Origin of the sequence: Xanthobacter autotrophicus, from assembly GCF_029991245.1 — a bacterium.
In the GTDB taxonomy this organism is placed as follows: domain Bacteria; phylum Pseudomonadota; class Alphaproteobacteria; order Rhizobiales; family Xanthobacteraceae; genus Xanthobacter; species Xanthobacter autotrophicus_C.
The window spans coordinates 1-11,249 of sequence record NZ_JAIVFO010000147.1; the positions used below are offsets into that span (position 1 = coordinate 1).

Below are 11,249 nucleotides of genomic sequence, written 5' to 3' on the forward strand. Positions count from 1 at the left end.
CCGATCAGGTCGGTGCGGCGACTGCGGCGCTGAGGCCTCTGCATGATCTGATCGCCCGGCACGTCATGGCGGCGGAGCGACTGCACGCCGACGACACCACCGTGCCGATCCTGGCCAAGGGCAAGACCGATACGGGCCGGATCTGGACCTATGTGCGCGACGATTGCCCCTTCGGCGGCGCCGACCCGCCGGCGGCCCTCTACTTCGCCTCGCGCGACAGGCGGCAGGAGCATCCGGACGCACACCTCGCGGGCTGGCGGGGCATCCTCCAGGCCGACGCCTACGGCGGTTACAACGGACTGTATGATCCCGCACGTCCGGGCGGACCGGTCACGTCGGCGCTTTGCTGGTCACATGCCAGGAGAGGCTTCTTCGAACTCGCAGACATCGCCGCAAGCGCGCGGCGCGGGCCCGGCGCCGCGCCGGTGTCGCCCATTGCCCTGGAGGCGGTGAAGCGCATCGACGCTCTCTTCGACATCGAACGCGGGATCAGCGGCTTGAGTGCTGAGGCGCGTCGCGACGCCCGGCAGGAGCAGAGCCGGCCTCTCGTCGATGACCTGCACGCCTGGCTCGGCGAGCAGCGCCTCAAGTTGTCCCGATCGGCGTCAGTTGCCAAGCCGATCGACTATATGCTCAGGCGCTGGAACGGCTTTGCAACCGTCCTTGATGACGGCCGTGCCTGCCTGTCGAACAATGCAGCGGAGCGGGCTTTGCGCGGCTTCGCCTTGGGAAGGAAGGCATGGCTCTTCGCCGGCTCCGACCGCGGCGCCGAGCGCGCCGCCGCCATGGCGACGCTGATCACCACGGCGAAGCTCAACACCGTCGATCCGCAGGCCTGGCTTGCCGATGTGCTCGCCCGCATCGCGGGGACGCCGCAGAGCCGGCTCGCCGAACTATTGCCATGGAACTGGCAAGCCGGCAGCTCCGGACAGTGTGAAGCCGCCTGACCGCATGGCCGCCGACGCCAACGTCTTCACCATCGCGCTCGCAGCCCAAATGCTGGGCGAAACCGAAGATCGGCTCTGGGCGCTCGCCGACCAGATGGATCCGGAGGACGGCCTCGTCTGGATCCACGACACGGATGAACGCCAGACAATGGCCTTTATGTCCTTCGGCCTCGAAACCCTCAGGGATCTGATCGCCGATCAACACACGACCGAAAGCTGAGGTCCCGCGGCCCTCGCCGGAGGCTTACGCCAAGCGCGGGGCTGCGGCTGGACGACGATCTCCTTGGACATGTTGACCTCCTGTCAGGCTGAACCAGCCCGGAAGGAGATCAGGATTATGTACAGAGCGGAACCGTATGAGCGCCCGCCTTCGCCCAGCCCAGCCACGGAAAACGCGGCGCGCCCCGCGACGAACTGCACATAATCAGGTGCTGCGCATAATTCCTTTTATGGAGACCTCTGCATAAAAGGAATTATGCGCTCTTCGCCGGCTCCGACGGCGGCGCCGAGCACTGGGCCGTCATCGCCTCACTCGTCGAGACATGCAAGCTCAACGGCGTCGACCCCCAGGCCTACCTCGCGGACGTCATCACTCGCATCGTCAACGGCCATCCAAACAGCCGCATCGACGACCTCATGCCATGGGCCTATCCGGCACGGCTCGCCCTCAGCGCCGTGGCCTGAAGACGACGGTCTTACCGTTCACCGGCCACCCGGCGGCGTGCAGCAAGGCCGTGATCCGGCGATAGCCATAGCGTCCGTACCGGGTGGCGAGTTTGACGATGTCCGCGGTCAGGGCCGCCTCGTCGGCACGGCTCACCGGCACCTTGCGTTGGGTCGATCGATGTTGCCCCAGAACCCGGCACGCCAGCCGTTCCGACACGCCGAGCTTGCTCACGACGTGTTCGACGCAGCGACGGCGCCGGGCGGGGCTCAGAAGTTTCCCGCCGCAGCTTCCTTCAGGATCAGCTTCTCGAGCGTCAGATCCGAGACAGCCTTGCACAGCCGCTCGTTCTCCTTCTCGAGTTCCTTCAGCCGCTTGACCTGGTCGCTCTTCAGCCCGCCAAACTCCTTGCGCCAGCGGTAATACGTGAACGCCGTCACCCCGATCGCCCGGATCGCTTCGGCAACGGATCGCCCCTGCGACACCAGAACGTCAACCTGCCGAAGCTTCCCGACGATCTCTTCCGGCTTGTGCTTCTTCTGCGCCATTGCGCCATCCTCCAAAGGCCCGAAAGCCTACTTCACGGAGGCCCACTTTTCAGGGGGCAGGCCAGCCCAGCCGTCGGTCTTGGCAGTGGCGCCGGCGGCGAGGTTTGCGGCAAGGAAGGCGTGCAGGCTGCGGGCGGAGAAGTCCGGGATCTGCGCCAGGCGGATGCGGCCTGGGCCGCCATTGGGGCCGCCGTCACCGACCTCGACGGCGCCGGCGATGAGCAGCTTGCCCTGGTGGCTGCGGCCACCGCCGCCGGCCGGCGGGTCGTCCTTGGTGCGGCAGGCGATCGTGGCCTCGTCGACCTCGACCAGGCCGGCCAGGGGCGAGCGCTCGGGCGCGACCATGGCGCGGCGCAGCTTGGCGCACAGCAGCCAGGCGCTCTTGTAGGAGCCGCGGCCGAGCTGCCTCTGGACCTGCAGGGCCGAGCTGCCGTTGGAGTGGGTGGCCATCAGGTAGGCGGCCCAGAACCAGACGGTGAGCGCCAGCTTGGAGCCGCGCATCATGGTGCCGGCCGTCACCGAGGTCTGCTTGCGGCAGTCGGCGCACTCGTGGGTGTGCGCCTTGGTCGCCAGCGCCCAGCCCCGGGTACTGCCGCAGGTCGGGCACACGAATCCCTCCGGCCAGCGCAGGTGTCGCAGGTAGGCGGCACAGGCCGCCTCGTCGGGAAAGCGCCGCTGGAACTCCAGCAGCGAGCGGGGGAAGTCGGTCATCGCTGGACACTCCGAGGCTGTGATGTTCGTGGTATGTTCTACCACGCGCCTCGCGCCGCGTCACCACATCTGGTGGCGCCGGAGCTTCAGGGATAAGCCTTATGTGCATATAATTGGCTACTGTAGGCGCGGCAATGCTGTGTTCCTTTGCTGCCCACGCCCAAACGAATTTTTCATTCTATGCAGGAAAAGTTAGGTGATTGTGCCCCGAGAAAGTGGACGTGGTTCAGGCGCACTGCATTCCTTCTTGGCCGGACTGATGTAGCCGAGCTCTGAGTGCAGCCGACGGGGATTGTAGAAGCTTTTATTGTAGCCGAACAGGTCCCGTCGCACCTCGCGCCCTGGTGGCATAGATGCAATGACAGACCCGCTCGGTTTTCAGGGTATGGAAGAAGCTCTACAGGGGCGCATTGTCCCAGCAATCCCTGTTGCGCGCCTCTTGGACGGCGTGATGCCCGAGGGCGGCCAAAGCCACACGTAAACCTCGGGCGGCGTATCGGATGCCGACTGGTGGATCAGTCCAGCTTATTTGACAGTGACGGGAAACTCCTCCCGGGAAGCTTCCAGCGCCACGGCGGTGGAGGCGACGATGGCGCCGATACGCACCGCCGCGTGGATCTGCACCTCCAGAACGCCCGCGTCGCGCAGCACCTTCTCGTGGGAATCGATGCAGCGCCCGCAGCCGTTCATGGCGGAGACCGCCAGCGACCATAGCTCGAAGTCGGGCTTGTCCACCCCCGGATTGCCGATGACGCTCATGCGCAGCTTGGCGGGGAGCGTCTCGTAAGCCTTGTTGGAGGCGAGGTGAGTGAAGCGGTAGTAGACATTGTTCATGGCCATGATGGCCGCCGCCGCCTTGGCAGCATCCATGGCGGCGGGCGAGAGGTGAGGGGCAGCCTCCGCCTCTAGCGCACTCGCCACCGTGGGGCTGCGGGTCGTGATCCCGCACGCCACTAACAGCCCGTAAAGCTGCTGGGGCGTAAGGCTCTCCTCGCGAGTCAGCGTGGAGAGGTTCAGTTTCACGTCCTTGGCGAAGACGGGAATCCGGTCCTTGAGGGCGTCAATGGACATCCCGTCGGTCCCTTCTGGCTCAGGCCACCTTCAGCACGTCACCGCCGACTTCGCGGTTGCAGGGGCACAACTCGTCGGTCTGCAGAGCGTCGAGAACGCGCAGCGTGTCCTTTGGGTTGCGGCCCACGTTCAGATTGGTAGCGTAGACGTGCTGGATCACGCTGTCCGGATCGATGACGAAGGTGCAGCGATAAGCCACGCCATCAGGAGAGCGCACTCCGAGGCCGTCGATGAGCGAGCCATTGGTGTCGGCGAACGACCAAATCGGGAGCCTGTTGAGGTCCTTGTGGTCGCGGCGCCAGGCGAGCTTCACGAACTCGTTGTCGGTGGAGCCGCCGAGCACGACCGTGTCGCGATCCTCGAAGTCCTTGGCGAGGCGGGAGAACTCCGCGATCTCGGTGGGGCACACGAAGGTGAAATCCTTCGGATAGAAGAAGATCACCTTCCACTTGCCGGGGAAGCTCGCCTCGGTGATCGTCTCGAAGGCCGACTGCCCATTCTCCTCATGGACGTTGAAGCCGGGCTTCACGCCGACTACCGAGAAAGCAGGAAGGGTGCTACCGATACCGAGCATGGAGTCGTCTCTCCCAAGTTAAAGACCTCAGACATTGAAATTTTACCATTGTGCGTCGAGCTTGTCAGATTTTTCGGATCCAACGATGTGTTCCAAATTCTCGAATGGAGAATCAACGCTAATCTTATTGGAAGATTTTTTCTAACGCTAGAAAGTCGACACGTCAATCTACTGGCTTCCCGAGCGGCAAGTTCTATTTTACCGCAAAATGGCTGGAGTTTGGATCTGTGCGCCCTCGCCGGCGTTTTGCCGGCGCGACGGCAAGTTCCGGCCAAGGTCGCGCTCAGCTTCCTGCGGCTCCGACGCAGGGAACCTGTCCCGGGTGGATGAGGTTGAGGCCGCAGTCGGCGAAGGCGATGGTCTGTTTGCCGCACGTCGCAGATCCAGAAAACGCTATCCTATGGTTCAAGCTGCCCCGTGATCGACCTGTGCCGTTGTCGATAGAGGTCCTTGCCGTAGGCGAAGGGCCGCTTGCGGCTCCTGGTTGAAGGGATGCTGGGGGCGATGCCTTGGCGGGGAGCGCGTCTCGGAGCCAGACGCTGTCATAGCTCCGGTCAGCGATCAGGCTTCTGGCCGCAGGCAGGGCGTCGAAGACAAGGCGAAACGCCTTGTGGTCGTTCATCTGGCCTTCCGACAGCAGCATCACGATCAGGGACCCTCGCCATCGCAGACGGTGTGGGGTTTGGAGTTAAGCACGCCCATTTTGCGCCCGATATGGCTGGGTATAGCCCCTTTTGAGCTGGCTTGCCGCCGTGCGATGAGCTTAGGGTACGCGGCATCGATCATGATGTGTTCCGGCTTCGGCCCTTCGCCTGCGAGCGCCGCGAAGTTCCTGTCGAGGACGCCGAGCCGGCTCCAACGGATGAAGCGGTACAGAGGGTCTTGTGCGGACCGTAGCCTTCGGCGCATCCTTCCACCGGTGGCCATGCCAGATGACGCACTCGATGCCGCTGACCACCCGGCGATCGTCGACCCGCAGCACCCCGTGGGACTAAGGGGAGACGGCGCGATCCGCTCCATCTGCCGTTCGCTCAGCAGGAACAAATCATTCATCACTACTAGCCGAGATGAAACACTTATATTCGGGAGAAAATCACATTACTCGCCTATCGTCTCACCGGTGCCACCAAGCTCGGCTGGAAAATCCTTTAACTTCGGCAACCCATCCTTCATTGGCAACACAGTCTCGGCATAATTCACATGCACGCTGGGTTTGAATTCAAGGTCAGGGAGTGTAGCTGCGTAGACGTCCATGAGCCCGAAACCGGGATGCATCGTCATCAAATGCCCGCCGCATCTACGGCAATATTTACGTTCGCTGGCCGGAGTTTGGGCGTAGGTGGCAATCTCCGTCTCGCCATGCGTCACCTTCACCGCGTCCGGCGTCCAGAGGGTGAAGGCATTCACCGGTCCCGCCGACCAGGAGCGGCAGGAACCGCAATGACAATAGCCCATCGCTTCTGGTGCACCAGTGACCTCTAGCGTCACTGCACCACAGAAACACGCGCCTCTATAAGTCTGCGACATGAGTTTCCTCGCTTATTTTGGGCCTGGATGGTGACGATGGGTGGACGGAAAGTCAACAATGTCCCGGAGTGAATCGGGTAAGTTGGCTGACCTAAGAGCCGGATTCAAAAGTTCACACGTTTTGGCAATGTCTTGCGATGCGTCGCGTGAGCATGCGGATGCTGGCGATGTGAGCGAATGCGGTCGCGCTCTCGATGGATTTCTCCCAGTTCTTTGCGAGGCGGCGGCAGCGTCCGAGCCATGCGAATGTCCGCTCGACCACCCAGCGGCGTGGCAGGACGACGAAGCCCTTGGCCGTATCGGAGCGCTTGACGATCTCGATGGTCCAGCAGCCGTGGCCGCGCATGGCGCCCTTGAGCTTGTCGCCGGCATAGCCGCCGTCGGCGAAGACGTGGCGCAGCCATGGATGGCGGAACCGGACCGCCTTGAGCAGGTCGGGAGCGCCGTCGCGATCCTGAATATCGGCCCGGTGAACCCGCACAAAGATCAGGAAGCCGAGCGTGTCGGTGATGATGTGGCGCTTGCGCCCTTTGATCTTCTTGCCCGCGTCATATCCGCAAACCCCGCCGCTTTCGGTGGTCTTGACGCTCTGGCTGTCGATGATGCCGGCGGTGGGCTGGGCGTGCTTGCCTGCGAGCTCGCGCGCCGTCATCACCAGAAGCTGGTTGATCGTCGCCAGAAGGCCGCTGTCGCGCCAAGCATAGAAATAGCCGCGCACGGTCGAAACCGGCGGAAACTCCCCCGGCAGCATGCGCCATGGGCAGCCGCTCGAGGCGATGAACAGGATCGCTTCCATGACATTGCGCATCGCCGTCGTACGCGGCCGCCCGCCGTGCCTGGGACCGGGGATCAGCGGCGCGACGACAGCCCATTCCCGGTCCGTCAGATCACTTGGAAAACGCAGACGGTCACGGTTATGCTCGGCGCGAGAGATATCGGTCCAGGCCATCAGAAACCCCATTTGATTCAACACCAAACGGGAAGCACAACCTGCTGATATCGCTCAACTCCTTTTAAATCGGCCTCTAAGCGGGCGTTTGAGACGGATTGAACGAACCCGCCGTCGCGGGAGTGGAGAGTGAGCGGTTAGCATTACAGTTGCATTTTGGCTTTCAAATGCGCTCGTCGAGCGGCCGCCTACCCGGGCGCTCCCGACCTCACCCACGACCCCCGCGTGGTCGGCAAAATGGCCGCCCATATCGAGCTGCCTTGGGTCCATCGAGTGTTCTCCAACCTCAAGACCTGGGCACTCGGCGTCTACCACGGCCTGCGACCCCAGCACCTGCAAGCCTACCTCGACGAGTTCGTGTTCCGGTTCAACCGCCGCCGGACCCGACACGCCGCCTTCCGCTCCATCCTCGCCATCGGCGTCGCCATCACGCCCGCAACCTACGAGATGTTGATAGCATCGGAGACTCAGGGATGAGCCTTATGCACATATCAGAACTCTTTCATTTGCGCAATTTTTGCCCCGCTCGCTGCGGGCGCGCCTTGGATCGGCGGGCAAATATACGGCACAGCTTCTCGCGAGGTGATGCGTATGACCCAAACACGGAATTTTGCCGCCGCCCGGGAGAGGGCGCCACATTGCGCCCTGCTGCGCGTTTCGGTTGCCTTTCTGGCAGGCTCTCGGGTCTGGTGGCGCCGGGTGTTGAGAGACCAAGATTGCCGACCGGCCGCGCGCAACGGTCCGGCCTTTCAGCTCTTGGCCTTGCCTTGCCAACCAATGCGCACCCTGCCGGGGCGGGCGAACTCCTCGTTCAGATAAAGTTCTGATATGACGAACAAAAAAGCGCGCCGCAACGCTTGCCACGTAATCGTAGACCGGCTGAATCTGGTCGAAAAGCCGACCCAAAGTACCGTTGCGGAGATAGCTGTCACCTTAGCATACTTTCAAGAAATAGGACTCAGGGAGATTTGCTTATGGCCGCTGCCGAGATGCTCGGCGTGTTGCGGAGCCTGTTGTCGCTCGTGCTGGCGCTTGTTGCAGCCGCCAGTGCCAGCCAAGCGGGAGAGCTGAGCCGTGAGGAACTCGTCGCCAAGTTCTCGCCGCCCTTCGTGCTCGGTGAGCGGGATGCGGACCTGCCCATCTATCCCATCTTCAGTACCGAAGGTACCCAGGATCGGCTGGTCGGCTACATCTTCGAGAGCGCGGACCTTGCGCCCATTCCGGGCTTCTCAGGCACACCACCCAACCTTCTCATCACCCTCGGCGTTGAGGGCACCTTCCAGCGGGTTTCCGTCATCTCTCAGCATGAGCCGGTGTTCGTTGATGGGCTGGGGCCGGAGCCGCTCGACCGGTTCGTAGAGCAATATGCGGGCAAATCCCTGGCGCAGAACGTGAAGGTCGGGCCGCCGGGCGGCGGCGTGCCGCGGGATGGCGCCAATGCCCGCATCGACGGGGTCGCCAAGGCAACCGCGTCAGTCCGCATCATCAACGAAAGCGTGCTGGCGGCGGCGTTGGCGGCGGCGCGCGCCAAGCTCGGGGGGGGTGGGCTACCCCATGCGGCGGCCACCGTCCGGCCGGAGAAGGTGACCGAGGATTTCGCCGGCCTCCAAAAGGCGGGGCTCGTGGTGCATCTCAAGCTGACCGAAGGCGAGGTGGAGAAGGCCTTCGCGGGGTCCGAGGTGGCCGGCACAGACCCCGAGGCCCTGGCCCATCTCAATGCGACCTTCGTCGATATCCACGTCGCTTATCTCAACATTCCCACCGTGGGGCAGAACCTCCTCGGCCCGGCTCAGGCAGCCCACCTCGCCGAGCGGCTGGACGGCGGCCATGCGCTCATCGTCTGGATGGGCGGGCGGTGGAAGCCATTTGGCGAGGCTTTTGTCCACGGTGCCACCCCGGATATGATCGCCCTCACCCAGGGGAGACTGGCGCTCGACCTGCGCGATGCCGTCTATGACGAACCCCTCGCGCTCAAGGACACGCCGAAGGCGCCCTTCGTCATCCTGCGCATCTTCGGTAGCGCAGGCTTCGACCCCGCCGATCCTTTCAAGATCAGCTTCCATGTTACCCGGAAAAAGGGGCAGATCTACCCCGTCCACGTTACCCGCGATTTCGCGCTCGATGTCCACTTCCCAGAAAAGTGGTTCCAGCGGGAGGAGACTGACGAGGTCAAAGGCTGGCGCGGCCTTTGGAAAGACAGGAGGCGGGACCTGGCGGTCCTTGGCGGCGCGCTCGCGCTGCTCGGCGGGGTCCTGGCGTTCCAGCCCGCAACCATGCGTCGTAAGCGGCTGGTGACCGGCTTCCGTTGGGGATTCCTCACGTTCTGCCTAGTGGTGATCGGCTGGATTTATCAGGCGCAGCTCTCCATCGTGACGCTGGCCGGCCTCGTGAAGTCCGCGATCGTCACACGCGACCTCACCTTCCTGCTGTGGGATCCGCCGAGCCTCGTCCTATGGGGCGTGGCGATCGTCACCGCCGTGATTTGGGGTCGTGGTACCTTCTGCGGCTGGCTGTGCCCCTTCGGCGCCCTGCAGGAGCTAGTGGAGCGCATCGCGCGGCCTATCGGCCTGCGGCAGGTGCGGATGCCGCCCTCTCTCGACCGGCGGCTGCGCGGGCTGAAATTTGTGGTGCTCGCCGGATTCATCGCAGTGGCGGTCTTCGCGCCGGCGAAGGCCGAGATGGCGGCGGAGGTGGAGCCGTTCAAGACGGCCATCACGCTGGTGTTCCAGCGAGCCTGGCCGGCGGTGCTCTACGCGGGGCTGCTGCTCGTGGCCAACCTGTTCGTTTTCAAGGCATTCTGTCGTTGGTTCTGTCCCCTCGGCGCCTTAATGGCGCTGCTCGGGCTGCTGCGCCGGTTCGACTGGATTGCCCGCCGTGTGGAATGTGGCTCTCCCTGTCGGCTCTGTGAGCGCCGATGCCGCTACGGCGCCATCGAGCGCTCGGGCGCCGTTCAATATTCCGAGTGCTTCCAATGCATGGAGTGCGTGGTGATCTACGAGGACCTGAAAACATGCGTCCCGTTGGTGCTGGCCGCCCGATCCACCAAACGCGAGGAGAATACCCGATGACCACCCGCAGGTCAGTGGTGGCCGGATTGATCGGCCTTGCCGCCGCGAGCCTCTCTGGCCGATCAACCGAGACGCGGGCGGAGCCCCGCATCGCGCGGCGGCGCCCGGCCGTCGCCTTCGGCACGACGGTCTCGCTCACCCTCGTGGGTCCGCACGTGCCGGAGATCGAGGCGGCCTTCGTGTCCTGCTTCCGCGCCCTGCGCGAGGTGGAGAAGGCCGCTAATCTGTTCGATCCCACCTCGGAGATCAGCCGCCTGAATGCCGCTGGACGGCTGGAGGCGCCTTCGGATGACCTTTCGACCCTCATCCGGTTCTCTCTTCATCTTGCCGAAGTGAGCGGCGGGGCGTTCGATCCCACGGTGCAGCCGCTCTGGTGCGCCTGGCACGACGCCGCTCGCCAGGGCCGCCTGCCGGGCGAGGCGGCGCTCAGGGCGGCGCGCGAGAAGGTGGACCACCGCGCGGTGCGTCTAACGAATGGAGCCGTCGTGCTCGATCGCCCGGGGATGGCGCTCACCCTCAATGCGCTGGCCCAGGGCCTTGCTGCCGATCGCGTCTGCGCGGCGGCAGCAGCCTCGGGGCTGACCGATGCCTTCATCGATACGGGCGAGATCGGCGCCCTCGGCCACGCGGCCGACCGGCATCCGTGGCGCGTGGGCATCGCCCATCCCCGCAAGGCCGCGACGCTGACGGGCATGTGCGATCTCGGCCCGCAGCGGTTTCTCGCCACCTCGGGCGACATGAAATGCGCGTGGACCCCCGACTTCGCCGAGCATCACATTGTCGAGCCCTGGTCGGGCCACAGCCCTAAAGGGCTGTCCGAGGTGGTGGTGGAGGCGGCTTCCGGCCTGACCGCAGACGGTCTTGCCACCGCCTTGATGGTTACTGGTACGGCGGGCGCCCGCCGCCTCCTGGCGCTGGACTCGACCGCAGGGGCGGTATTAATCGACAAGGGGGGAGCGGTGGAAACCTTTGGATTTTAGGAGCTTGAAGATTTCAAGGGCGGTTGACATGCCGTGTGAGCAGGGGCGGAACTGGGGCGGTGGCGACATCGGCACCGGTTCGGTAGTGGGTCAGTTTGAATTGAAGCCAGCGAAACTCCCTCTCCCGCCCGAACTCGGCTTTTGCCGAGTTCGGTTGCGACGAGCCGAAGCCGGAAACATCCGGCTTCGGCGCGGGGGAGGGTTGGGGAG

Annotated in this window: 9 protein-coding genes and 5 pseudogenes; 6 read left to right on the top strand and 8 right to left on the bottom strand. The window is 64.1% G+C overall.

Going from position 1 to position 11,249, the window contains the following annotated elements; genetic code table 11:
• From tnpC to K9U41_RS19080, 3 genes and pseudogenes are all read left to right on the top strand, one after another.
• Nucleotides 1-947 (top strand): IS66 family transposase (gene tnpC, locus K9U41_RS19070; RefSeq protein ID WP_282642451.1); only part of this gene is annotated, 947 nt, incomplete at its 5' end.
• A gap of 4 nt (nt 948-951) precedes the next feature.
• Complete coding sequence (locus tag K9U41_RS19075; protein ID WP_282642452.1) at nt 952-1,167, top strand: hypothetical protein; 216 nt, start codon at nt 952-954, stop codon at nt 1,165-1,167.
• A gap of 233 nt (nt 1,168-1,400) precedes the next feature.
• A pseudogene (locus tag K9U41_RS19080) lies at nt 1,401-1,631 on the top strand (transposase domain-containing protein); the annotation flags it as partial.
• Nucleotides 1,632-1,635: 4 nt separating this feature from the next.
• On the opposite strand, the pseudogene K9U41_RS19085 reads toward K9U41_RS19080, so the two are convergent.
• The 7 genes and pseudogenes from K9U41_RS19085 to K9U41_RS19115 all read right to left on the bottom strand — a co-directional run.
• Nucleotides 1,636-2,159 (bottom strand): annotated as a pseudogene (locus K9U41_RS19085) (transposase); the annotation flags it as partial.
• A gap of 54 nt (nt 2,160-2,213) precedes the next feature.
• Nucleotides 2,214-2,870 (bottom strand): annotated as a pseudogene (locus K9U41_RS19090) (IS1595 family transposase); the annotation flags it as partial.
• Nucleotides 2,871-3,062: 192 nt separating this feature from the next.
• Nucleotides 3,063-3,375: pseudogene (locus tag K9U41_RS19095) on the bottom strand (IS3 family transposase); the annotation flags it as partial.
• Nucleotides 3,376-3,395: 20 nt separating this feature from the next.
• Nucleotides 3,396-3,941 (bottom strand): carboxymuconolactone decarboxylase family protein, encoded by a 546-nt coding sequence (locus tag K9U41_RS19100; protein WP_282642453.1) that lies wholly within the window; start codon nt 3,939-3,941, stop codon nt 3,396-3,398.
• 19 nt (nt 3,942-3,960) lie between these two features.
• Nucleotides 3,961-4,515 carry a peroxiredoxin gene (locus tag K9U41_RS19105; RefSeq protein WP_282642454.1) on the bottom strand — a complete coding sequence of 185 codons (555 nt, stop codon included), beginning with the start codon at nt 4,513-4,515 and terminating at the stop codon, nt 3,961-3,963.
• Between the two features lie 1,098 nt (nt 4,516-5,613).
• Nucleotides 5,614-6,042 (bottom strand): GFA family protein, encoded by a 429-nt coding sequence (locus K9U41_RS19110; RefSeq protein ID WP_282642455.1) that lies wholly within the window; start codon nt 6,040-6,042, stop codon nt 5,614-5,616.
• Between the two features lie 112 nt (nt 6,043-6,154).
• Nucleotides 6,155-6,991, bottom strand: coding sequence for an IS5 family transposase (locus K9U41_RS19115; protein ID WP_282642456.1), 837 nt, complete (start codon nt 6,989-6,991; stop codon nt 6,155-6,157).
• Nucleotides 6,992-7,174: 183 nt separating this feature from the next.
• Here K9U41_RS19115 and K9U41_RS19120 point away from each other — a divergent pair.
• The 3 genes and pseudogenes from K9U41_RS19120 to K9U41_RS19130 all read left to right on the top strand — a co-directional run.
• Nucleotides 7,175-7,468: pseudogene (locus tag K9U41_RS19120) on the top strand (transposase); the annotation flags it as partial.
• A gap of 497 nt (nt 7,469-7,965) precedes the next feature.
• Nucleotides 7,966-10,059 carry a 4Fe-4S binding protein gene (locus tag K9U41_RS19125; protein ID WP_282642457.1) on the top strand — a complete coding sequence of 698 codons (2,094 nt, stop codon included), beginning with the start codon at nt 7,966-7,968 and terminating at the stop codon, nt 10,057-10,059.
• Entirely contained in the window at nt 10,056-11,039 is a 984-nt protein-coding gene (locus K9U41_RS19130) for an FAD:protein FMN transferase (RefSeq protein ID WP_282642458.1), read from the top strand. Before K9U41_RS19125 ends, K9U41_RS19130 begins: the two co-directional genes overlap by 4 nt.
• Nucleotides 11,040-11,052: 13 nt before the next feature.
• Here the strand turns inward: K9U41_RS19130 and K9U41_RS19135 are convergent.
• Nucleotides 11,053-11,249: hypothetical protein (locus K9U41_RS19135; RefSeq protein WP_282642459.1), on the bottom strand; the 197-nt coding region annotated here is incomplete at its 5' end.